The organism is Streptomyces sp. KL116D, from assembly GCF_030766975.1.
In the GTDB taxonomy this organism is placed as follows: Bacteria; Actinomycetota; Actinomycetes; order Streptomycetales; family Streptomycetaceae; genus Streptomyces; species Streptomyces longispororuber_A.
In genome coordinates this window covers 117,786-138,438 of sequence record NZ_JASERH010000004.1, presented here as the reverse complement: position 1 = coordinate 138,438, position 20,653 = coordinate 117,786, and the positions used below count along the sequence as shown (strand labels likewise).

22 protein-coding genes and 1 pseudogene are annotated in these 20,653 nt (G+C 73.3%); 14 read left to right on the top strand and 9 right to left on the bottom strand.

Annotation, left to right across the window (positions count from 1 at the left end; translation table 11 throughout):
• Positions 1 to 2 precede the first annotated feature (2 nt).
• Positions 3 to 473, bottom strand: coding sequence for a winged helix-turn-helix transcriptional regulator (locus tag RBJ77_RS01115; protein WP_372343214.1), 471 nt, complete (start codon positions 471 to 473; stop codon positions 3 to 5).
• 114 nt (positions 474 to 587) lie between these two features.
• Between RBJ77_RS01115 and RBJ77_RS01110 the strand changes: the two genes are divergently transcribed.
• Complete coding sequence (locus RBJ77_RS01110) at positions 588 to 1,760, top strand: acetyl-CoA C-acyltransferase (RefSeq protein WP_372343213.1); 1,173 nt, start codon at positions 588 to 590, stop codon at positions 1,758 to 1,760.
• Positions 1,761 to 1,781: 21 nt separating this feature from the next.
• On the opposite strand, the gene RBJ77_RS01105 is transcribed toward RBJ77_RS01110, so the two are convergent.
• Complete coding sequence (locus RBJ77_RS01105; protein ID WP_372343212.1) at positions 1,782 to 2,489, bottom strand: TVP38/TMEM64 family protein; 708 nt, start codon at positions 2,487 to 2,489, stop codon at positions 1,782 to 1,784.
• Between the two features lie 88 nt (positions 2,490 to 2,577).
• On the opposite strand from RBJ77_RS01105, the pseudogene RBJ77_RS01100 reads away from it, so the two are divergent.
• The 4 genes and pseudogenes from RBJ77_RS01100 to RBJ77_RS01085 all read left to right on the top strand — a co-directional run bounded on the left by RBJ77_RS01100 (position 2,578) and on the right by RBJ77_RS01085 (position 6,606).
• Positions 2,578 to 3,287: pseudogene (locus RBJ77_RS01100) on the top strand (DNA alkylation repair protein).
• 314 nt (positions 3,288 to 3,601) lie between these two features.
• The gene (gene tuf / locus RBJ77_RS01095; RefSeq protein WP_372343211.1) at positions 3,602 to 4,783 is read left to right on the top strand and encodes an elongation factor Tu; all 1,182 of its coding nucleotides are present in this window, start codon (positions 3,602 to 3,604) and stop codon (positions 4,781 to 4,783) included.
• Between the two features lie 97 nt (positions 4,784 to 4,880).
• Complete coding sequence (locus RBJ77_RS01090; RefSeq protein ID WP_372343271.1) at positions 4,881 to 5,720, top strand: patatin-like phospholipase family protein; 840 nt, start codon at positions 4,881 to 4,883, stop codon at positions 5,718 to 5,720.
• Between the two features lie 94 nt (positions 5,721 to 5,814).
• Positions 5,815 to 6,606, top strand: coding sequence for a spermidine synthase (locus RBJ77_RS01085; protein WP_372343270.1), 792 nt, complete (start codon positions 5,815 to 5,817; stop codon positions 6,604 to 6,606).
• Here RBJ77_RS01085 and RBJ77_RS01080 read toward each other — a convergent pair.
• From RBJ77_RS01080 to RBJ77_RS01070, 3 genes are all read right to left on the bottom strand, one after another.
• Positions 6,593 to 7,909 carry an MFS transporter gene (locus RBJ77_RS01080; protein ID WP_372343210.1) on the bottom strand — a complete coding sequence of 439 codons (1,317 nt, stop codon included), beginning with the start codon at positions 7,907 to 7,909 and terminating at the stop codon, positions 6,593 to 6,595. The two genes, RBJ77_RS01085 and RBJ77_RS01080, sit on opposite strands and share 14 nt — an antisense overlap.
• A 51-nt stretch (positions 7,910 to 7,960) precedes the next feature.
• A complete protein-coding gene (locus RBJ77_RS01075; RefSeq protein WP_372343209.1) occupies positions 7,961 to 9,004 on the bottom strand; it encodes a hypothetical protein in 1,044 nt (347 codons plus the stop codon).
• A 78-nt stretch (positions 9,005 to 9,082) separates the two neighbouring features.
• The gene (locus RBJ77_RS01070; RefSeq protein WP_372343208.1) at positions 9,083 to 9,379 is read right to left on the bottom strand and encodes a hypothetical protein; all 297 of its coding nucleotides are present in this window, start codon (positions 9,377 to 9,379) and stop codon (positions 9,083 to 9,085) included.
• A 70-nt stretch (positions 9,380 to 9,449) separates the two neighbouring features.
• Between RBJ77_RS01070 and RBJ77_RS01065 the strand changes: the two genes are divergently transcribed.
• From RBJ77_RS01065 to RBJ77_RS01050, 4 genes are all read left to right on the top strand, one after another.
• Entirely contained in the window at positions 9,450 to 9,887 is a 438-nt protein-coding gene (locus RBJ77_RS01065) for a DUF4442 domain-containing protein (protein WP_372343269.1), read from the top strand.
• 143 nt (positions 9,888 to 10,030) lie between these two features.
• The gene (locus RBJ77_RS01060; RefSeq protein WP_372343207.1) at positions 10,031 to 10,219 is read left to right on the top strand and encodes a hypothetical protein; all 189 of its coding nucleotides are present in this window, start codon (positions 10,031 to 10,033) and stop codon (positions 10,217 to 10,219) included.
• Positions 10,220 to 10,403: 184 nt separating this feature from the next.
• Entirely contained in the window at positions 10,404 to 12,002 is a 1,599-nt protein-coding gene (locus tag RBJ77_RS01055) for a carboxylesterase/lipase family protein (RefSeq protein ID WP_372343206.1), read from the top strand.
• 85 nt (positions 12,003 to 12,087) lie between these two features.
• Positions 12,088 to 12,738 carry a DedA family protein gene (locus RBJ77_RS01050; RefSeq protein ID WP_372343205.1) on the top strand — a complete coding sequence of 217 codons (651 nt, stop codon included), beginning with the start codon at positions 12,088 to 12,090 and terminating at the stop codon, positions 12,736 to 12,738.
• Between the two features lie 43 nt (positions 12,739 to 12,781).
• On the opposite strand, the gene RBJ77_RS01045 is transcribed toward RBJ77_RS01050, so the two are convergent.
• Positions 12,782 to 13,318: a gamma carbonic anhydrase family protein gene (locus tag RBJ77_RS01045; protein ID WP_372343204.1), complete on the bottom strand. Its 537-nt coding sequence runs from the start codon at positions 13,316 to 13,318 to the stop codon at positions 12,782 to 12,784.
• A gap of 118 nt (positions 13,319 to 13,436) precedes the next feature.
• Here RBJ77_RS01045 and RBJ77_RS01040 point away from each other — a divergent pair, with 118 nt between their 5' ends.
• Positions 13,437 to 14,180, top strand: a complete 744-nt coding sequence (locus RBJ77_RS01040; protein ID WP_372343203.1) for an acyltransferase — start codon at positions 13,437 to 13,439, stop codon at positions 14,178 to 14,180.
• A gap of 14 nt (positions 14,181 to 14,194) precedes the next feature.
• Here RBJ77_RS01040 and RBJ77_RS01035 read toward each other — a convergent pair whose 3' ends face one another.
• Complete coding sequence (locus RBJ77_RS01035) at positions 14,195 to 15,094, bottom strand: LysR family transcriptional regulator ArgP (protein WP_372343268.1); 900 nt, start codon at positions 15,092 to 15,094, stop codon at positions 14,195 to 14,197.
• Positions 15,095 to 15,163: 69 nt separating this feature from the next.
• Between RBJ77_RS01035 and RBJ77_RS01030 the strand changes: the two genes are divergently transcribed.
• Positions 15,164 to 15,778: a LysE/ArgO family amino acid transporter gene (locus RBJ77_RS01030; RefSeq protein ID WP_255971628.1), complete on the top strand. Its 615-nt coding sequence runs from the start codon at positions 15,164 to 15,166 to the stop codon at positions 15,776 to 15,778.
• A 93-nt stretch (positions 15,779 to 15,871) separates the two neighbouring features.
• Positions 15,872 to 17,164 carry an MFS transporter gene (locus RBJ77_RS01025; protein ID WP_372343202.1) on the top strand — a complete coding sequence of 431 codons (1,293 nt, stop codon included), beginning with the start codon at positions 15,872 to 15,874 and terminating at the stop codon, positions 17,162 to 17,164.
• Positions 17,165 to 17,217: 53 nt separating this feature from the next.
• Here RBJ77_RS01025 and RBJ77_RS01020 read toward each other — a convergent pair whose 3' ends face one another.
• Positions 17,218 to 18,084, bottom strand: coding sequence for an EamA family transporter (locus RBJ77_RS01020; RefSeq protein WP_372343201.1), 867 nt, complete (start codon positions 18,082 to 18,084; stop codon positions 17,218 to 17,220).
• 126 nt (positions 18,085 to 18,210) lie between these two features.
• Here RBJ77_RS01020 and RBJ77_RS01015 point away from each other — a divergent pair, with 126 nt between their 5' ends.
• Positions 18,211 to 18,783, top strand: coding sequence for an XRE family transcriptional regulator (locus RBJ77_RS01015; RefSeq protein ID WP_255971622.1), 573 nt, complete (start codon positions 18,211 to 18,213; stop codon positions 18,781 to 18,783).
• 43 nt (positions 18,784 to 18,826) lie between these two features.
• Complete coding sequence (locus tag RBJ77_RS01010; protein ID WP_372343200.1) at positions 18,827 to 19,387, top strand: YbaK/EbsC family protein; 561 nt, start codon at positions 18,827 to 18,829, stop codon at positions 19,385 to 19,387.
• A 101-nt stretch (positions 19,388 to 19,488) separates the two neighbouring features.
• Here RBJ77_RS01010 and RBJ77_RS01005 read toward each other — a convergent pair whose 3' ends face one another.
• The gene (locus RBJ77_RS01005) at positions 19,489 to 20,490 is read right to left on the bottom strand and encodes a LacI family DNA-binding transcriptional regulator (RefSeq protein ID WP_372343199.1); all 1,002 of its coding nucleotides are present in this window, start codon (positions 20,488 to 20,490) and stop codon (positions 19,489 to 19,491) included.
• Positions 20,491 to 20,653: the final 163 nt, after the last annotated feature.

The following is a 20,653-nucleotide window of genomic DNA, read 5'->3' as shown; positions in this document are numbered from 1 at the left end:
TGCTACCCGGCGTCCGGCCCCGACGTCGTCCAGCCCGGGGCCTGGGGGTGCGCCTTGAGGTCCTCGTGGCGCACCGCCTCGCCGCAGGCCGCGCAGGTCACCGCGGGCACCAGGTCGTGCCCGCAGCGGTGCTCGATCACCATGGGGCGGTCGCCGTCGCGCAGATGGCGGTCGCCCCAGGCCATCAGCGTCATCAGGACCGGCTCCAGTTCGAGGCCCGCCGTCGTCGGCCGGTACTCGAAGCGCTGCGGCCGCTCCTGGTACGCCACCTTCTCCAGCACGCCCGCCTCGACCAGCCGCTTGAGGCGCGTGGCCAGGATGTCGCGGGGCGCCCCGATGTTGCGCACGAGCCGGTCGAAGCGGCCGTTGCCCAGGCAGACCTCGCGCAGCACGAGCAGGGAGTACTTCTCCCCGACGACGGCCAGGGTGTCGGCGATCGAGCAGGGGCGGGGGTCCTTGGCGGCAGCGGGCATGCGCCCAGTGTAGAGGCACGTCCATGGGTGGGTTTGTTTTTCCAACGCGTAGGGCTATGGTGAGTTGGAAATTCCTACTCGTGCGTAACCCCATCCGCCACGGAGGCCAGCGCCATGCGTGACGCCGTCATCGTCGAAGCCGTACGCACCCCCGTCGGAAAGGGCCGGCCGGGCGCCGGCGCCCTGTCCGGCACCCACCCCGTCCAGCTCCTCGCCCACACCCTGCGCACCCTCGTCGACCGGGCCGGGATCGATCCCGCGCTCGTCGACGACGTCATCGGCGGCACCGTCGACCAGGTCGGCGAGCAGGCCATGAACACCACCCGCTACGCCGTCCTGTCCGCCGGTTTCCCGGAGTCGGTGCCCGCCACCACGGTCGACCGGCAGTGCGGCTCGTCCCAGCAGGCCGTGCACTTCGCCGCGCAGGGCGTCCTGTCCGGCGCGTACGACATGGCCGTCGCCTGCGGCGTCGAGTCCATGAGCCGGGTCCCGATGTGGTCCAACGTGCCCGCCGGAGCCGACCCGTTCGGCCCCGGCATCGCCGAGCGCTACCCCGAGGGTCTGGTCCCGCAGGGCATCAGCGCCGAACTCATCGCCGCGAAGTGGTCCCTGTCGCGCGAGCAGATGGACACCTACGCCGCGCAGTCGCACCGCAGGGCCGCCGCCGCGTGGGACGGCGGACTCTTCGACGCGGAGGTCGCGCCGCTGAACGGGGTGACGCGCGACGAGTCGGTGCGGCCGGGGACCTCGGTGGAGGTGCTGGGCGGCCTCAGGTCCGCGTACTACGACCCCGGGTTCGCGGAGCGGTTCCCGCAGATCGAGTGGAACGTGACGGCGGGGAACGCGAGTCCCGTCAACGACGGGGCGTCCGCCGGGCTCATCACGACCGGCGAGAACGCGGCGCGGCTGGGCCTGCGGCCGCTGGCCCGGCTGCACTCCTTCGCCGTGACCGGGTCCGATCCGCTGCTCATGCTGACCGGGGTGATCCCGGCGACCGAGAAGGTGCTCCGGACGGCGGGGCTCGACCTCGCGGACATCGACCTGTTCGAGGTCAACGAGGCGTTCGCCGCGGTCGTCCTGGCCTGGCTGCAGGAGACCGGGGCGGACCCGGACCGGCTGAACGTGCACGGCGGGGCGATCGCCCTCGGGCATCCGCTGGGCGCGAGCGGGACCCGGCTCATGACCACGCTGGTGCACGCCATGCGGGCACGCGGGGCGCGGTTCGGACTGCAGACCATGTGCGAGGCCGGGGGACTGGCCAACGCCACGGTGCTGGAAGCGCTCTGAGGCCGGGACGCCCTACCGGGTTCAGGCGTCGCCGCGGAACTTGTGGCGCTTGAACCAGGCGACCAGGACCCCCGCGAGACCCGTCACCGCGATGAAGCCCATCGCGATCAGGAACGCCGGGGACGTCGGCGTCGACGCGCGGGCGCCCGCCACCACGTACGCCGCCGTGTTCGGGATCGAGCCGAGCGCCGTGGCCAGGAGGAAGGGCAGCCAGCCCATCCGGGAGACCGCCGCGCAGTAGTTCGCCGCCCAGAACGGGACGCCGGGGAAGAGGCGGGCCGCCAGCATCGAGCGGAAGCCGTGCCGGCTGAGCTGGCCGTCCGCCGCCTTCAGCCACCGTCCGCGCAGCAGCGGACGCAGCGCGTCCTGGCCGAGGAGCCGGCCGAGCCCGAAGGAGACGCCCGCCCCGACCACCGTCCCGCCGATCGCGCCCAGCAGCCCGAGCTGCGAACCGAACAGGGCGCCCGCCGCGAGGTTCAGCAGCGGGCGCGGCACGAACGCCACCGTGCACAGCCCGTACGCCACCGCGAACAGCACGACCGCCGCCGCACCGCCCACCTGCGGCGGCCAGCCGTCCGCGAGCAGCCGCTGCGGCTCGAAGAGCAGCACGCCCGTCGCGCCCGCCGCCAGCAGCACCACCAGGAGAGACAGCCGTGACCAGGGGGACAGCAGCACCCTGGTGCAGCGCGCGGCGAGCCCGGTGGGACGGGCGGGGACGGTCTCGAACATCCGGGGAGAGTAACCGACACATACGTAAGATCGCCGTAGGTTGTGTCTCACTTCTCCCGCTGTTCCCGATCGGTCCAGGGAGGGTCACGTGCCCGTCACCGCGCCGCCACCCAGCGAGCTCGCCGACACGCTCCTCGCCCGGCTGCCCGCCGTCTACGGGGCCGCCGCCGACGCCGGGCGCGCCGCGCAGATGCGCGCCTACATGAAGGACGTCGCACCCTTCCTCGGCCTCACCTCGCCCGTGCGCAGGGAACTGTCCCGGACCGTCCTCGACGGCACGCCCCGGCCGGACGAGACCGATCTCACCGCCGTCGCGCTGCGCTGCTGGGCGCTGCCCGAGCGCGAGTACGCCTACTTCGCCCCGTCGACTACCTGCGCCGCCACGTGCGGCGCCTGTCGTCCGGCTTCCTGCCCGTCGCCCGCCGGCTCGTGACGACCGTGCCCTGGTGGGACACCGTCGACCTGCTCGCCGCCCACGTCGTGTGCGGGCTCGTCGCCGCCGACCCGAAGCTCGTCGCCGCCATGGACGCCTGGATCGACGACCCGGACCTGTGGGTGGCCAGGGCCGCGCTGCTGCACCAACTCCGGTACAAGGACGCCACGGACGCGGAGCGGCTCTTCGCGTACTGCCTGCGGCAGGCCGGGCATCCGGACTTCTTCATCAGGAAGGCGATCGGCTGGGCGCTGCGCGAGTACGCCAAGACCGACCCCGAGGCGGTCCGGTCCTTCGTCGCCGCCCACCGGGACGTCCTCGCCCCGCTGTCGGTACGGGAAGCCCTGAAGAACGCCGGCCCCTGACCTGCCGGTCAACTGCCCGGCCGGGCACGGAAAACCATTCGACGCGGGGCACCCGGTCGGCGATGATCTGCCTCATGTTCCGGTACGCCTTCCTCGCAGCTGGGTCCGCAGTCGCGGACGCGGCTCAGGCTGCCGGTTTCCTCACAGCTCTGCTCGCAGCAGCCGCTGACGGCGCGCGACGCTGACCCTCTCCGGACAATCCGGCGGACCCCGCAGGGGGAGGGTCGGCCGGACTCAGGGGTCCCCGCCTCCCGTAGGAGGCCCTCACTTCTTCTGAAGCACTTTCAGTTGTTCCGGAAAGGGACCACTCAGCCATGCCCAAGACGGCATACGTGCGCACCAAGCCGCACCTGAACATCGGCACGATGGGCCACGTCGACCACGGCAAGACCACCCTGACCGCCGCCATCACCAAGGTCCTCGCCGACCGCGGCGCGGGCACCTTCGTGCCCTTCGACCGCATCGACAAGGCGCCGGAGGAGGCGCAGCGCGGCATCACCATCAACATCGCGCACGTCGAGTACGAGACCGACACCCGGCACTACGCGCACGTCGACATGCCGGGCCACGCCGACTACGTCAAGAACATGGTCACCGGCGCCGCCCAGCTCGACGGGGCGATCCTCGTCGTGTCCGCGCTCGACGGGATCATGCCGCAGACCGCCGAGCACGTGCTGCTCGCGCGGCAGGTGGGGGTCGACCACATCGTCGTCGCGATCAACAAGGCGGACGCCGGGGACGAAGAAGTCACCGACCTCGTCGAGCTGGAGGTGCGCGAGCTGCTCTCCGCGCACGGGTACGGCGGCGACTCCGTACCGGTCGTCCGGGTCTCCGGGCTCAAGGCCCTGGAGGGCGACCCGAGGTGGACGGCGTCCATCGAGGCGTTGCTCGACGCGGTCGACACGTACGTGCCGATGCCCGAGCGGTACGTGGACGCGCCGTTCCTGCTGTCGATCGAGAACGTGATGACCATCAGCGGGCGCGGCACCGTCGTCACCGGCGCCGTCGAGCGCGGGCGTGTGCGGGTCGGCGACCGGGTGCGGGTGTACGGCGCCGAGTCCCTCAAGGAAGGGGAGACCGTCGTCACCGGCGTCGAGACCTTCGGCAAGCCGATGGAGGAGGCGCAGGCCGGGGACAACGTCGCGCTGCTGCTGCGCGGGGTGCCGCGGGACGCGGTGCGACGCGGGCACGTCGTCGCCGAGCCGGGCAGTCTGCGGCCGGCCCGGCGGTTCACCGCGCAGGTGTACGTCCTGTCGGCGAAGGAGGGCGGCCGCACCACGCCCGTCGCCACCGGCTACCGCCCGCAGTTCTACCTGCGCACCGCGGACGTCGTCGGCGACGTCGACCTGGGCGAGGTGGCCGTCGCCCGGCCCGGCGACACCGTCGCCATGACGGTCGAGCTCGGCCGTGACGTGCCGCTGGAGTCCGGTCTCGGCTTCGCGATCCGCGAGGGCGGACGGACCGTCGGCGCGGGCACCGTGACGTCGGTGGAGTGAACGACCGTGCGGCCGGGACCCCGGGGTCCCGGCCGCACGCCGGTGCGTCACACTGACCGCGGACACGACGGTCGTGGCGGAGCAGGCGGAGGTCGCGGTGGCGGGCAGGGCACTCGTACTCGGGGGCGGCGGGCTCGCCGGCATCGGCTGGATCTCCGGGATCCTGCACGGCCTCGCCGAGGCGGGTACCGACCTGTGGGACGCCGACACCGTCATCGGCACGTCGGCCGGGGCGGTCGTGGGCGCCCAGCTCACCTCGGGACGACTGACCCCGCTCTCCCTCTACGAACGGCAACTCGCCGCCCCGACGAAGGAGTTGACCGCCGACTTCGGGGCGAGCGCGACGTTCAGGTACGCCCGCGCCGCACTGTCGTCGCGGACCATCGAGTCGTACGGGCGCAAGCTCGGCCGGATGGCGCTGGCCGCCCGCACCCCCGACGAGGCCGCCCGCCGCGCGGTGATCGCGGGCCGGCTCCTGTCGCACGACTGGCCCGACCGCCGGCTCCTGGTCACCGCCGTGCAGGCGCACACCGGGGAGTTCCGGGTCTTCGACGGCACCTGCGGGGTCGGTCTCGTCGACGCCGTCGCGGCGAGCTGCGCGGTGCCCGGGGTCTGGCCGCCGGTGACGCTCGACGGCGCCCGCTGGATCGACGGCGGCACCCGCTCGCCGGCCAACGCCCAGCTCGCCGAGGGGCACGAGCGGGTGGTGGTCGTCGCACCCATCGCGGCGGGTGGCGGCGTCCTGCACGCGGCCCGCACCCAGGCCGCCCGGCTCGCCGACGCCGGCACCCGCGTCACCCTCATCACCCCGGACCGCGCGGCCCGCCGCGCCTTCGGCAACAACAGCCTCGACCCCCACCACCGGGCCCCCGCCGCCCGCGCCGGCCGCGAACAGGCGGCGGCCCACGCCGCGGCGGTGGCCAGGACCTGGGGGTGAGGGGCGGGCGTCCCGGCACAATGGGTGGGTGAACGCACCCGATCCCGAGCCGATACCCGTCACCCGTGCCGTCGACCACGGCACCGCCAAGCTGATGCCCGACGTGGACCGGCGGCGGGCCTGGCTGCTGACGGTGGACGGGGCGCCCCAGTCGTACGTCGACCTCGACGAGCCCGCCCACCTGGAGTTCGAGTACGCGCGACGGCTCGGGCACGTCCTGGACTGCGTCGGCGCGGACGGCGGGCCGCTGGACGTGCTGCACCTGGGCGGCGGCGCGCTGACCCTGCCCCGGTACGTCGCCGTTACCCGGCCCGGGTCCCGGCAGGACGTCGTCGAGGCCGACCGGGGACTGCTCGCCCTGGTCGCCGAGCACCTGCCGCTGCCGGACGGGGCGGGCATCGACGTGCACGGCGCGGACGCCCGCGTCTGGCTGGAGGCCGCGCCCGCCGACTCCGTGGACGTGCTCGTGGCCGACGTGTTCGGCGGCTCACGTGTCCCGGCGCACCTGACGACCGAGGCGTACGCGCGGGAGGCGGACCGGGTGCTGCGGCCCGGCGGCAGCTACGCGGCGAACCTCGCGGACGGCGCGCCCTTCACCTTCCTGCGCTCCCAACTGGCCACGTTCTCGACGGTGTTCGAGCACGTCGCGCTGGTCGCCGAGCCCGCGGTGCTGCGCGGGCGGCGGTTCGGCAACGCGGTGCTCGTCGCCTCGCAGACGGCGCTCGACGTCACCGAGCTGGCCCGGCGCACCGCCCGCGACGCGTTCCCCGCCCGGGTCGAGCACGGGGCGGCGCTGCGCCGCTTCGTCGGGGACGCGCGGCCGGTCACGGACGCCGCCGCGGTGCCGTCGCCGGAGCCGCCGGGCGGCTCGTTCAGCGTGGGGTGACCTCCACCGGCGCGGCCGGCGCCGGCGCCGGCTCCGGCGAGCCCGCGACCTTCACCGTCTCGCGGCGCCGCAGGTTCCGTACGTCGGGGACGAACAGCACCGCGGACGTCGCGAGCACGACGAGCGCCGCGCACCCCCACAGCGCCGGGGTCCGCCCGAACGCGGACTCCGCGGGGCCGGCGAGCGCCGTGGCGAGCGGCACCATCGCCACCGAGCCGAACCAGTCGTAGGCGGAGACCCGGGACAGCTTCTCCTCCGGGATCTCCTGGTGCAGCGCCGTGATCCACGAGACGCCGAAGATCTCGATGGTGACGCCGCTGACGAACATCACGGCGATCAGCACGCCCAGCGGCACCGGCACGGCGAGCGCCGCCGACGGCAGAGCGAGCGAGAACACCGACAGGGTCGCCGCGAACAGCAGCCGCTGCGGCTTCCACCGCATCATCAGCAGCCCGCCGAGGATCGTGCCCACGCCGAACGCGCCGAGCGCGAGCCCCCACGGCCCGGCCCCGCCCAGTTCGTCGCGCGCCACCAGCGGCCCGAACACCGACTCGGCGGCGCCCACCACCGCGACGACCACCGAGAACTGGGCGACGATCGTCCACAGCCAGGGCCGCCCGACGAACTCGCGCCAGCCGTCCCGCATGTCGGCGAGCAGTCCGCCGCCCGCCTCGCGGGGTGCGATGTGGCTCACGTCGAGGAAGCACCGCAGCGCGCCCGCCACCGCGAACGCCACCGCGTCGACCGCGAGCACCCAGCCGGGCCCGATTGCGGCGACCATCGCGCCGCCGAGCGCGGCACCGCCCACCGCCGCGCCCGACATGCCCATCCGGAACAGGGCGAAGGCGCGGCTGGCCTGCTCGCCGGAGACGGAGGCCATCAGCATGCCCTCGGCCGCCGGATTGAAGAACGCCTGGCCCGTGCCGCCGAGCGCGCTCAGCGCCATCATCTGCCACAGCTGCGGCTCGCCCGCGATGACGAGCAGGGCGAAGGCGCCCTGCGAGAGGAAGTTCAGGGCGTTGGCCGCGACCATCACGTGGTGGCGCGGCAGCCGGTCGGCCACCGCGCCGCCCACGAGCAGGAAGACCACCAGGAACAGCGTGCGCGCCGCGGCCACCAGGCCGACGTCGCCGCCGTCACCGCCGGCGTCGAGCACCGCGAACGCCGACGCGATGAGGGAGCCGTGCGCCCCGAGCGTCGTGACGAACGCCGACACGGCGAGCAGGGTGTAGTTGCGCCCGGCCCAGGCGGGGCGGCGGCGCGAACGGTTCGGCGGGGACGGCGGAGCGGCGGCGGAGGTCACTGAGGGACTATCGCCGCCGCACGTCCATTTGCCAAACCGATTAGCCGCGGATCAGGACGCGGTGGGGTCCTTGAAGTAGCGGACCGAGTCGACGATCTTCTGGATCGTCTCGTCGGACACCTCGCCCTTGACGCCCTTCGCGGCCCACAGGTCCCAGGAGACGTAGTCGCCCTCGGCGTTCTGGAAGGCGAACACGGTCGCCTTGCCCTCGCTGGCGCACTTGCCCTTCTTGGGGTTGTTCTCGGAGTGCGCGGTGATCAGGCTGCCCTTGATGCCCTGGGCGTTGGTGAAGTCCTTCGCCTTGCCCAGCTTCACCGACTTGAGGTCCGGCTCCGTGTATCCGCCGTAGATCCACCACGGCACCCGGTTCTCGGCGGCCTGGGCGGCGGTCTTCGCGCCGTTCTCACCGCGCGTGCCGACGCCCGCGAGCGCGGTGTCCTCCTGGCGGCCGTCCTTGTTCGCGTCCTCGGTGCACCACTTGGACTTGAACCATGCGGGACCGGTCACGGTGGTCCGGCCGCTGTCGCCCTTGTACTTGTACTCGAAGCCGACGCTCTGGTCGGCGCCGCCCGGGTCGACCTCCCAGCCAGGCGGGACGTCGAAGACCGTCTTGAAGTTGGTGTTGACCACGGGCTGCCAGCCCTCGACGACCGGCTTGACCGCGTTGTCACCGCCGCGCGGGTTGTCGTCCGTGGACGCGGTGGGGCTCGGCTGCTGCGTCGCGGACTTCGTCGTCCTGGGCTTCGGCTCGTCACCGCCCTTCGCGTCGTCGTCCTTGTCCCCGCCGAGCACCAGGAAACCGGTCACCCCGGCCGCGACCACCACGGCCACCGCGGCGACGATCGCGACGAGCTTCGTCCTGTTGCCGCCACCGCCGCTCGGCGGCTGCGGGGCGCCGAGCGGTGTCGTCGGCGCGTTCCACCCCGGCTGCTGCTGGTACGGGTTCGGCTGCTGGTACCCCGGCTGCTGATAGGGGTTGGGCTGCTGGTACCCCGGCTGCTGGTACGGGTTGGGCGTCGGCGGATTGTTGGGATTCGGGTTGTTCGCGTCCTGCGGGTTCTGCTCGCCCCCGGGCGGCTGCTGTCCTGGCCACATGGCCGTAAACGATAGAGGGTCGTGGGGCCGCTGACGTCCCGGCCCTGTACCGGACGTGCAACGGTTGCCCCCGGAGCGTCAGGACGCCTCGTCGTCCACCATCCGCACCGTGGCCAGAATCCGGCGGATCGTCCCGTCCGGTACCTCGTCCCGCACGTCCGCCGCCCCGACGAAGCTCCACGAGTGGATGTCGCCGTCCGGGCTCCTGAACGAGAACGTCGTCGCCCTGCCCTCCGTGGCGCACCGGTTCTTCCCGGCCACGCCGTGGGACCGGGCGGAGACGAGGGTGCCGGAGAGGCCCGAGGAAGGCGGGGGCCCGCATCGCGATGAGGAGTTCGGCGTGCCGTCCCCCGGACCCTGTTCTCCTGGCCACATGGGGAGCCACCCCAGGGGGTGACGCCAGATGCTACTAGCGGGTAACCTGCGCGGCATGAGCGCAGATCAGATGTCCATCGGCGAGATGCTCGCCGCCACGGTGCCGATGGCCCGCACCCTGAACCTCGACTTCGCCGAGACCACCCCGGAGCGGGCCGTCGTCGCGCTGCCCGACCAGGCCGACTACCACAACCATGTGGGCGGACCGCACGCCGGAGCGATGTTCACGCTCGGCGAGTCCGCGAGCGGTGCCATCGTGCTCGCCGCCTTCGGCGAGCAGCTCTCCCGTGCCGTGCCGCTGGCCGTCAGCGCCGAGATCGCGTACAAGAAGCTGGCGATGGGAGCGGTCACCGCGACCGCGACCCTGGGGCGTCCGGCCGCCGACGTCGTCGCGGAGCTGGACGCCGGACAGCGGCCGGAGTTCCCGGTGAGCATCGAGATCCGGCGCGCGGACGGCGCGGTCACCGGTGAGATGACCGTCGTGTGGACGTTGCGGCCCAACGGCTGAGGGTTCGACCAGGGGCGGAAGGTGCCGGCGTCATGGGGGCGCAGGGCACCTTCTTGTCGTGGCCGGCCGGCCCCCCCCGGGCGTGCCGGCCGGGATGGTCATGGCCCGCTGGGGGAAGGGGCCCGGCGGGGGAGGTGGTCACTGTGCTGCCGGCTCTGTTCTGGGTGCTGCTCCTCTGGGTGGTGCTGTTCCTGGTGCGCCCACTGAACTGGGGAACGATCTACATCGGCCTCGTCTTCACGCTGTTCTACCTGGGTGTGCGGCTGGGGCGGCCGTGGGCCGCGGTCGTGGGTGGCATCGGGGTCGTGGCCTTCCTGGCGTGGGGGGTCTGACGGTCGGTCTGCCCGCGAGGAGATCGGTGAAGGCCGCGAAGGTGCCCGCCCTTCTCGTTCACTCCATTGACACGAGTCAACGCCGGACGTAGTTTCCCGCTCGGCCCTCCGTCGTCTGACGGGGAGTCACGTCCGCTTTCTCGCACAGCGCGTTCACGTGTCGAACGAAGGAGTGGTCACTGACATGCGAAGCCACCGCATGCGCACGCTGGTCGCCGCCCTGGTGACCGTGGCCGCCGGGCTCGTCCCGGCGGCGGCCGCCCGGGCCGCGGAGCCCGGCGGCGGCACCCTGGTGCACACGGCGACCGGATGGGTGCGAGGTGAGCGCACCGCCGAGGGACGTCAGTTCCTCGGCATCCCCTACGCCCGGCCGCCCGTCGGCGAACTGCGCTGGCGCGAACCGAGGCCCGCCGAGCGCTGGCGCGGTGTGCGCGACGCGACCGGCTTCGGCAACAGGTGCGTACAGACGGCGAGTTGGGACCCCGGCTACGAGGACCCGACCTACACGGAGGACTGCCTCGACCTGAACGTGTACGCACCCGACGGCTCCGCGGGACGGCCCGTCATGGTGTGGCTGCACGGCGGCGGGCTCACCGCGGGCGCCGGCGCCGACATCGTGCCCGACGCCTTCGCCCGCACCACCGGCACCGTCGTGGTCACCGTCAACTACCGCCTCGGCGCGCTGGGTTTCCTCGCCTCGGCCGGACTCGACGGCACGGCGTCCGACGGCGTCTCCGGCAACTACGGCCTGCAGGACCAGCAGGCCGCGCTGCGCTGGGTGCGCGGCAACGTCGCACGGTTCGGCGGCGACCCGGCCCGCGTCACCGTCGCGGGCGAGTCCGCGGGCGGCCGCTCCGTCTGCACCCAGCTCGCCTCGCCGACCGCACGCGGCCTGTTCCGGGCCGGGATCATCGAGTCGGGGGCGTACGGGGACTGCGCCGCCCGCACCCACCGGGAGGCCCGCGCGGCCGGGGCCGCGTTCGCCCGGAAGCTCGGCTGCGACGGGCCGGACGCCGTGGCGTGCCTGCGGCGCAAGCCGGCCAGGGAGGTCCTCGACGCGCAGGCCGGATTCGACTGGGGGCCGGTCGTCGGCGGGACCTTCCTGCCCGAGCAGCCGGCCGCCGCGATCGCCGCGGGCCGCTCCGCGCGCGTCCCCGTCCTCGACGGCGCCAACCAGGACGAGGGTCGGCTCTTCGCGTACGGCGCGTACGACGGACAGGGCCGACCGCTGACGGCCGCCGCATACCCGAAGGCCCTGACGGACGCGTTCGGGCCGGCGGCCGGGGCGCGGGCCCTGCGGGAGTACCCGGCGGACCGCTACCCGTCGCCCACCTACGCGTACGCCGCCGCGGCCGGTGACCAGCTGATGGCCTGCCCGGCACTCCGCCTCGACGAGCGGCTGGCGCGCAGCGGCCTGCCGGTCTACGCGTACGAGTTCGCCGACCGCACCTCGCCGCCGTTCGCGTCGATCAGGGAAGCCGGCCGGACCTTCGACTTCGGCGCCACCCACGTCAACGAGGTGCAGTACCTCTTCAAGCACTTCGGCCTCGCCACCCCGCTCGACGCGGAGCAGCGGGTCCTGGCGCGCCGGATGGTCCAGTACTGGGGCTCCTTCGTCCGGGGCGGCGCACCCCGGGCGCAGGGTGCGCCCGCGATGCCCGACGGGCGGACGCACCCCGGCCGGGTGCTGTCGCTGCGCACCGCCTCCGTGGGCGGGATCACGCTCTCCACGACGGTTCACACCGAACACCGATGCACCTTCTGGGACTCGGTGACGTCATAGGGAGCAGGTAGGCTGCCCGGCGTGCGCGTTCAGAGGGGGAGCGCACGTCGGGCACACGGATTTTCGGGTACGGGAGGCGACCGCGTTGCACGTCCAGGAATGGCTCGACACGATTCCGGCGGTCGCCATCTACGCGTTGGTGGCCGGGGTCATCGGTCTGGAGAGCCTGGGCATCCCGCTGCCCGGTGAGATCGTGCTGATCTCCGCCGCTCTGCTGTCCTCCCAGCACGGGGACGTGAACCCGCTGGTGCTCGGGGTCTGCGCCACCGCGGGCGCGGTGATCGGCGACTCCATCGGGTACGCCATCGGGCGCAAGGGCGGCCGGCCACTGCTGGCGAAACTGGGGAGCAAGTTCCCCCGGCACTTCGGTCCCAGCCACGTCGCGACCGCCGAGCGGTCCTTCGAGAAGTGGGGCATGTGGGCCGTCTTCTTCGGCCGCTTCATCGCCCTGCTGCGCATCTTCGCCGGCCCGCTCGCGGGCGTCCTGCACATGCCGTACTGGAAGTTCCTCGTCGCGAACTTCCTGGGCGGCGTGGTGTGGGCGGGCGGCACGACCGCCGTCATCTACTACGTCGGGGTCGTCGCCGAGGACTGGCTGAAGCGGTTCTCGTACGTGGGCCTCGGGGTCGCCGTGCTGATCGGGCTCGCGTCGATGCTGATCGTGAAGCGGCGGGCGGCGAAGATGGCCGCCGAGCACGAGGCCGCCGAGCCGGAGGCGGCCGTCGCGGCCGACTGACGCCGCCGGCCGCTCCCGCCCGCCCGCTCGCCGTGCGGGACGCCTACCGGTACTCGGCCCGGTGGGCCCGGGCCAGTTCCACGTAGACCGTGCCGTTGAGGGTGACGCCCTCGCGCTCCTCCTGCGTCAGTTCCCGCCGCACCTTGGCGGGGACGCCCGCGACCAGGGAACCCGGCGGGACCACCATGCCCTGCGGCACCAGCGCCTGCGCCGCCACCAGCGAACCGGCGCCGATCACCGCGCCGTTGAGGACCGTCGCGCCCATGCCGATCAGGCAGTCGTCCTCCACGGTGCAGCCGTGCAGGACCGCGTTGTGGCCGACCGAGACGCGCTCGCCGATCGTCACCGGGAAACCGGCGTCGACGTGCACGGTGCAGTTGTCCTGGATGTTGCTGTCGGGGCCGAGCACGATCGGCTCGAACTCCGCGCGCAGCACCGCGCCGTACCAGACGCTCGCACCGGGATGCAGGGTGACGTCGCCGATCAGGGCGGACGTCGGCGCCGTGAACGCCGACTCGTCGACCTTCGGTTCCTTGCCGCCGAAGCCGGTGACGAGTGCCTCGTGGGCCGTGTTTCCCATGGGGGTGTCGCTCCCTGTGTGTCGTGCCTGCGTCGCGCCTGAGCGAACCGTACCCGTGGGGTGAAGATCACAGGCCGTCGAGGTGGGGGCGGACGGTACGGGTGAGTAACGTAGCGCCGTGCCGAAGACCTGGAACGCGTTCTCGTCCCGCGGGGCGCCCGTCAAGGGCGGGCTCGCCCACCGTGCCGTACAGGCGGGCTGGCGCTGGGCGCAGCGCAAGGGGGCGGTCACGGCCGAGCAGCCCGGCGGGCACCGGTTCGGCGCGATCGGGCACGGCACCAAGCTCGCGTTCCCGCAGGGCACCGTCTTCGGGGAGCCGTGGATCCGGCTCGGCGCGCACTGCATCATCGGCGAGCAGGTCACGCTGACCGCCGGGCTGATGCCCGACCTGGACCTGGGGTCCGAGCCGATCCTGACCATCGGGGACGGCGTCGTCATCGGCCGCGGCAGCCACGTCATCGCCGACACGACCGTGACCGTCGGCTCCGACGTCTACATGGGCCCGTACGTCTACATCACCTCCACCAATCACTCCTACGACGACCCGCACGAGCCCATCGGCAAGCAGTGGCCCCGGATGGAACCGGTGGAGATCGGGTCGGGCTGCTGGATCGGCACCGGAGCCGTGATCCTGCCCGGCGCCCGGATCGGGCGGAACGTCGTCGTCGCGGCGGGCGCCGTGGTGCGCGGCGCCGTGCCGGACCACGCCGTCGTGGCCGGGGCGCCGGCCCGGGTCGTGCGGACCTGGGACGCCGAGGCGGGCTGGCAGCCGCCGCTGCGCACCCCGGCCCCGCGGCCGATCCCGTCCGACGTCACCCCCGAACAGCTCCTCGCCCTGGCCGAGTTGGAGGAGGGCGCGTAGCCGACCCGGAGCGCCTAGCCGCGCAGCGCTTCCGCCGCCGCGCCGGTCACCGCCGCCGCGACCGCGGCGAGCGCGGGGGAGTCCAGCTTCCACTGCTGCCAGTACAGCGGGTGGTCGACCGGGCGGTCCGGGGCCAGCCGGACCAGCCGGCCCCGCGCCAGCAGCGGTTCCGCCTGCGCCTCGGGCACCATGCCCCAGCCCAGACCCAGCGCGACGGACTCGACGAACCCCTCCGACGTGGGCACCGCGTGCCGCACCGAGCTCGCCGCGCCCCGGCCGCCGAGCAGTTCGCGCACGAACGCGTCCTGATGGCCGTCGCTGCGGTCGAACGTCATCACCGGGGCGTCCGGGAGCGCGTCCCGCAGCGGACCGCCGAGGTACCGGTCCACGAACTCCGGGCTCGCCGCGGCGACGTAGCGCATCCGTCCCAGGAGCCGGACCGAACAGCCCGTCACCGGCTCCGGCGACGAGGTCACCGCGGCCATCACCAGGCCCTCCCTGAGCAGTTCCGCCGTGCGGGACTCGTCCTCGCGGTGCAGCTCGAAGCGGACCCGCGGGATGCCCGACACCCGGGTGAGCGCGCCCAGGAACCAGGTCGCCAGGGAGTCGGCGTTCACCGCCACCGCCACCCGGGTCGGCCCGTCGTCGCCGCTCAGACCGAGCTCGGCGTACGCGTCCCGCTCCAGCCGCGCGAGCTGGCGGGCGAAGCGCACGACGACCTCGCCCGACTCGGTCGGCCGCACCGGCTTGGTGCGCACCAGCAGCACCCGTCCGGTCCGCTGCTCCAGCGCCTTCACCCGCTGGCTGACCGCCGACGGCGTCAGGTGCAGGGCGGTCGCCGCCGCGTCGAACGTGCCCTCGTCGACCACCGCGAGCAGGGTCCGTACCTGATCGAGCGGGAGCTCAGGAATCATCACGAGCGCTAATGCTACGTAAAAATCTTTAGCTGTACGCGCGGTGATCCGCTGCTTAGCGTCGAGGACATGACCGCTTCACTCACCGCCGCTGCCGCCGGGTTCGGCACCGGCCTCTCGCTCATCGTCGCCATCGGAGCCCAGAACGCGTTCGTGCTGCGGCAGGGGATCCGCCGCGACGCGGTCCTCGCCGTGGTCGGGATCTGTGCCCTCTCGGACGCGCTGCTGATCGCGCTCGGCGTCGGCGGTGTCGGGGCCGTGGTGGTGGCGTGGCCGGGGGCGGTCACGGCGATCGGCTGGATCGGCGGCGCGTTCCTGATCGGCTACGGCGTCCTCGCCGCCCGCCGCGTCGTGCACCCGGCCGGCTCGCTGCGCGCGGAGGGCGAGGCGGCCGGCTCACGGCGCCGCGCGGTGCTCACCTGTCTGGCGATGACCTGGCTCAACCCGCACGTCTACCTCGACACCGTGTTCCTGCTCGGCTCCGTCGCCGCCGGACACGGATCGAGCCGCTGGACCTTCGGACTCGGTGCGGTGCTCGCCAGCCTGTGCTGGTTCGCCGCCCTCGGCTTCGGGGCCCGGCTGCTCGGCCGCTTCCTGGCCAGGCCGGTCGCCTGGCGGGTGCTCGACGCCCTGGTCGCCACCACGATGATCGCCATGGGGATCATGCTGCTCGCCGGAACCTGAGCAGGCGGTTCCCGACGTCCCCGGCGGTGCTGCGATAGTGAACCCCGGCATCGAAAGATGTAGCGACCAACCAGGATGACCGACCGGGGACCCGTGGACACCAGCGAGAGCAGCACCGGCACCGAACAACAGGAGCCGTCCGGACCGTCCCGGCGCGGCTGGCGCCGCTGGGCCATGGACACCCGGCCCCTGCGCATCCCCGCCTACCGGCGGCTGTGGACCTCCACCATCGTCACGGCCGTGGGCAGCCAGCTCACCGCCGTCGCCGTGCCGAAGCAGATCTACGACATCACCGGTTCCTCGGCGTGGGTCGGCGCGGCCAGCATGGCGGGCCTGCTGCCGCTCGTCGTGTTCGCGCTGTGGGGCGGCGCGATCGCCGACAGCATGGACCGCCGCAAACTGCTCCTCGTCACCAACAGCGGGATCGCCGTCACCTCGGTGCTTTTCTGGCTGCAGGCCCTGGTCGGGCTCGACTCCGTGGCCACGCTGATGGTGCTGCTGGCGGTCCAGCAGGCCTTCTGGGGACTGAACGCCCCGGCCCGCAACGCGTCCATCGCCCGGCTCGTGCCCGAGGGCGAACTGGCCGCGGCCAACGCCCTCGGCTCGACCGTCATGCAGACCGGCCAGGTCGTCGGGCCGCTCCTGGCGGGCGTCCTGATCCCCGTCATCGGCCTGCCCGAGCTCTATCTGATCGACGCCCTCGCGCTGTGCGTCACCGTGTGGGCCGTGTACCGGCTGCCCTCGCTGCCGCCGCTGGACACCACGGTGAAGCGGCGGGCGGGCGTCCGGGAGATCGCGGCCGGCTTCCGCTACATCTCGATGCACAAGGTGCTGCTGCTGTCGTTCCTCGCCGACATCATCGCGATGGTCTTCGGGATGCCGCGCGCCCTCTTCCCGCAACTCGCCGCCGAGACCTACGCGCCGTACGGGGAAGGGCTCGCGCTCGGCCTGCTGTTCGCGGCGATCCCGATCGGGGCGGTGGTCGGCGGCCTGTTCTCCGGCACGTTCTCGCGGGCGAAGCGGCACGGCTGGATGGTGATCGGGGCGGTCGTCGCGTGGGGCGCGGCGATCACCGGGTTCGGCCTGAGCGACAGCCTCTGGCTCGCCGTGGTGTTCCTGGCCGTGGCGGGGATCGCCGACATGGTCTCGATGGTGTTCCGCGGGGCGATTCTGCTGTCCGCCGCCACCGACGAGATGCGCGGCAGGATGCAGGGCGTCTTCACGGTCGTCGTCGCGGGCGGGCCGCGCCTCGCCGACGTGCTCCACGGCACGGCGGGCTCGGCGTTCGGCCCGCGTGCGGCGGTGGTCGGGGGCGGCCTGCTGGTCGTCGTCGCCATGCTGGGGCTCGCGTTCGCGATACCGGCGTTGCGCAAGTACCGGATCTGAGGGGCGGGTCCTGGCCCCGCGGGGCGGGCCCCGGTTTCGCGGCGCGTCCCGGCTCAGCCCGTCGCCAGCAGCACCGTCCCGATCAGGGCGAGCCCGGCGCCCGCGGCCTGCACCCCGCGCAGCCGCTCGCTCAGGACGCCGCGCGCCGCGAGCGCGGTGACGACGGGGTAGAGGGACGCCAGCACGGCGGCCACCGTGACCGGGCCGTGCTGCGCGGCCATCGAGTACGTGCCGTTGGCGGCCACGTCCGCGAGGCCCACGAACGCCAGGGCCGGCAGCGCGCGCACGAGCAGCGCCGGTCCGCCCTCCACCGGCAGCACCGGCGCCCCGCGCCGCGCCGTAACGAGGAGCGCCGCACCACCCGCCGCCACGTTCGTCACGCGCTGCACGAACAGGGCGAGGAAGAGGCCGGTGAGCGTGGTCGACGCCTCCGCGATCAGGGCCATCACCGCGCCGAAACCGAACGCCGCCAGCAGCGTGAGCAGCACCGCCTGCCGCTGCACGGGAGCGCCCTTCAACTGCGGGCCGCCCGCGAGGACCACGCCCGCGACGGCGACCAGGATGCCCCCGAACTGCAGCAGCCCCGGCCGCTCGCCGAGGACCAGCCCGACGCCCACCGGCACGGCGACGCCGAGCGAGCCGAGCGGCGAGACGACCCCCATCGGGCCGAGCGCCAGCGCCTTGTAGAAGGCGAGCATGGCGACGGGGCCGACGAGCCCGGCGCCCACCGCGAACCACAGCTGCGGGCCCGCCTCGCTCCAGCCGCCCGTGGCGACCACCATCGCACCGAGCACGACCGTCGCGATCGACTGCGAGACGACCACCACCGTGAGGGCCGGCGTGCGCCGGGTGAGCAGCCCGCCGCCGAAGTCGGCGAGGCCCCACAGCAGGCTCGTGGCCAGGGCGAAGAGTGCTGTCATGCCGGACCTCGCAGTACAGTTTGCTGAACGTTCGGGTGCACCACACCGTAGTTCACTGAACTGAACGACGTCATCCAAAATATTGCACAACGGTTAGCCTCGTCGACCCACTCTCATGGACGGAACGTGTCGGACCTCGACCTCCTGACCCAGTCGCTCGCCCGCAACGTGAAGCACTGGCGCGCCGAGCGCGGCTTCACCCTGGACGCGCTGGCCGGCCGGGCCGGCGTCAGCCGCGGCATGCTCATCCAGATCGAGCAGGCCCGCACGAACCCGAGCATCGGCACCGTCGTCAAGATCGGCGACGCGCTCGGGGTCAGCATCACCACGCTGCTCGACTACGAGCAGGGGCCGAAGGTGCGGATCGTGCCCGCCGACCAGGCGGTGCGGCTGTGGTCCACGGAGGCCGGCAGCTACCACCGGCTCCTCGCCGGGACCGAGGCGCCCGGGCCGCTGGAGATGTGGGACTGGCTGCTGCAGCCCGGCGACGGCAGCCCGTCCGATCCGCACCCCCAGGGCACCGTCGAGCTCCTGCACGTCACCGAGGGGGAGTTGACCCTGGTCGTCGACGGCGTCGCGCACCAGGTGCCCGAGGGGGCGAGCGTCACCTTCGAGGCCGACGTGCCGCACGAGTACCGCAACGACGGTGCCGTACCGGCCCGGTTGGTCATGGCCGTGTCGGTGCCGTTCGAACGCTGAGACGCCCGGATGCGGTGCGCGCCACCCCTGTTAGCGTGCGGCCATGCGCGCACCCATCGGCACCTTCGACCACGTCCTCGCGGCCCCCGACGCCCTCGAACTGCTCACCCGCCCCGTCGCCGACGCCGTGCGGCACTGGCGCGGCACGGTGCCCGCGCAGGACCTGATCCACGTCGACACCGACCCCGAGTGGGCCGACACCGCGACCTTCGTCCAGCACTACGGCCCCGACATCCTCGCGCGGTCCGCGAACTGCGTGGTCGTCGCGGGCAAGCGGGGCGGCGAGGCCACGCTCGCCGCGTGCGTCGTGCTGTCCACCACCAAGGTCGACGTCAACGGCGCGGTGCGACGCCAACTCGGCGCCCGCAAGGCCTCGTTCGCCTCGATGGACACCGCGGTCGGCGAGACGGGCATGGAGTACGGCGGCATCACCCCGATCGGCCTGCCCGCCGACTGGCCGGTCCTCGTGGACGCGGCCGTCGCCGACCTGCCGCACGTCCTCATCGGCAGCGGCACCCGCCGCGGCAAACTGATCGTCCCGGGCAAGGCCCTCGCCGAACTCCCCAACGCGGTGGTCCTGGAGGGCCTCGGCGTCACGGTCTGAACGACCCATCGGGACGGGGCGCCCGGCCGACAGGCGGCCCCCGCCCGGCCGGTGCCGCGATCCGACGGTCCCCTGTCCAGCAGTCCCGCCCACGCGACGACTCAAGGCGTCACCCGCCCGCGCGGCGCGCGCCCCGTGCTCTCCCGCACCACCAGCCGCGTGGGCACCAGCGTCGTGCCGCGCTCCGCCTCGCTCTCCCTGACCTGGCGCAGCGCGCTCTCCACGCAGCGGCGGCCGACCTCCGCGAAGTCCTGGTGGACCGTGGTGAGCGGAGGCAGGAACGAGCCCGAGTCGGGGATGTCGTCGAAGCCGATGACCGAGACGTCCTCGGGGACCCGGCGGCCGCGCTCGTCCAGCGCCCGCAGCAGGCCCAGCGCCATCTGGTCGTTCGCCGCGAACACCGCGGTGCAGTCGGCCTGTTCGGCCAGGCGCAGACCTGCGCGGTAGCCGGACTCGGCCGACCAGTCGCCCCGCACCGGCGGCGGCACGGCGCGGCCCGCGCTCTCAAGTGCCGTGCGCCAGGCGTCCGTTCGACGCTGCGCGGCGAAGGACTCGGAGGGGCCCGCCAGGTGCCAGACCGTGCGGTGGCCGAGGTCGAGGAGGTGGCGCACCGCGTCGCGGGTGCCGCCCGCCTGGTCCGTGTCCACCACCGCGTACCGGTCGCCGGCGTCGGAGTCCGCGACCACCACCTTCACGTGCGGCGGCAGCGTCAGGCTCGCCGAGTCGAGCAGATGGACCTCCATGATGACGATGACCGCGTCCACGGCCAGTTCGCCGAGGCGGGAGAACGCGCCGCGCACCTCGTCCTGGGTGGGCACCGCGACCGGCAGGAGCGTGACCGCGTAGCCCTCCTGCGCGGCCGAGGTCGCGATGGCCTCCAGCGTGCGCATGTTGCCCGTCGTGGACAGCGTGAACGTGATGACGCCGATCGTGCGGAAGTCGCCCCGCTTCAGCGCCCGCGCCGCGCTGTTGGGGCGGTAGCCGAGGTCCTTCATCGCGGCGAGGACCCGGTCCCGGGTCTCCTCGTTGACCCCGGGGAAGCCGTTCGAGACGCGGGAGACCGTCTGGGACGAGACGCCCGCGACCCGGGCGACGTCGGCCATCGACGCGTTCTGTGTCCGGCGCGTGCCGCCCCGCGGAGCGCTCCCGTTGGTTGTCACCGTGTCCCTCACCGACTCTTGACCGTCGTCCTCGGGGCAGTGTAGACATGCCGCCACCGAATGTTTACGTAAACATAGCAGCCGCCGGACCCTTTGCGCCCAGGGA

What these genes read in the sequence shown, in the direction of transcription:
- RBJ77_RS01115 (WP_372343214.1), bottom strand. Translation starts at nt 473, where the DNA reads ATGCCCGCTGCCGCCAAGGACCCCCGCCCCTGCTCGATCGCCGACACC.
- RBJ77_RS01110 (WP_372343213.1), top strand. Translation starts at nt 588, where the DNA reads ATGCGTGACGCCGTCATCGTCGAAGCCGTACGCACCCCCGTCGGAAAG.
- RBJ77_RS01105 (WP_372343212.1), bottom strand. Translation starts at nt 2,489, where the DNA reads ATGTTCGAGACCGTCCCCGCCCGTCCCACCGGGCTCGCCGCGCGCTGC.
- tuf (WP_372343211.1), top strand. Translation starts at nt 3,602, where the DNA reads ATGCCCAAGACGGCATACGTGCGCACCAAGCCGCACCTGAACATCGGC.
- RBJ77_RS01085 (WP_372343270.1), top strand. Translation starts at nt 5,815, where the DNA reads ATGCCCGACGTGGACCGGCGGCGGGCCTGGCTGCTGACGGTGGACGGG.
- RBJ77_RS01075 (WP_372343209.1), bottom strand. Translation starts at nt 9,004, where the DNA reads ATGTGGCCAGGACAGCAGCCGCCCGGGGGCGAGCAGAACCCGCAGGAC.
- RBJ77_RS01070 (WP_372343208.1), bottom strand. Translation starts at nt 9,379, where the DNA reads ATGTGGCCAGGAGAACAGGGTCCGGGGGACGGCACGCCGAACTCCTCA.
- RBJ77_RS01065 (WP_372343269.1), top strand. Translation starts at nt 9,450, where the DNA reads ATGTCCATCGGCGAGATGCTCGCCGCCACGGTGCCGATGGCCCGCACC.
- RBJ77_RS01055 (WP_372343206.1), top strand. Translation starts at nt 10,404, where the DNA reads ATGCGAAGCCACCGCATGCGCACGCTGGTCGCCGCCCTGGTGACCGTG.
- RBJ77_RS01045 (WP_372343204.1), bottom strand. Translation starts at nt 13,318, where the DNA reads ATGGGAAACACGGCCCACGAGGCACTCGTCACCGGCTTCGGCGGCAAG.
- RBJ77_RS01035 (WP_372343268.1), bottom strand. Translation starts at nt 15,094, where the DNA reads ATGATTCCTGAGCTCCCGCTCGATCAGGTACGGACCCTGCTCGCGGTG.
- RBJ77_RS01030 (WP_255971628.1), top strand. Translation starts at nt 15,164, where the DNA reads ATGACCGCTTCACTCACCGCCGCTGCCGCCGGGTTCGGCACCGGCCTC.
- RBJ77_RS01020 (WP_372343201.1), bottom strand. Translation starts at nt 18,084, where the DNA reads ATGACAGCACTCTTCGCCCTGGCCACGAGCCTGCTGTGGGGCCTCGCC.
- RBJ77_RS01010 (WP_372343200.1), top strand. Translation starts at nt 18,827, where the DNA reads ATGCGCGCACCCATCGGCACCTTCGACCACGTCCTCGCGGCCCCCGAC.
- RBJ77_RS01005 (WP_372343199.1), bottom strand. Translation starts at nt 20,490, where the DNA reads ATGGCCGACGTCGCCCGGGTCGCGGGCGTCTCGTCCCAGACGGTCTCC.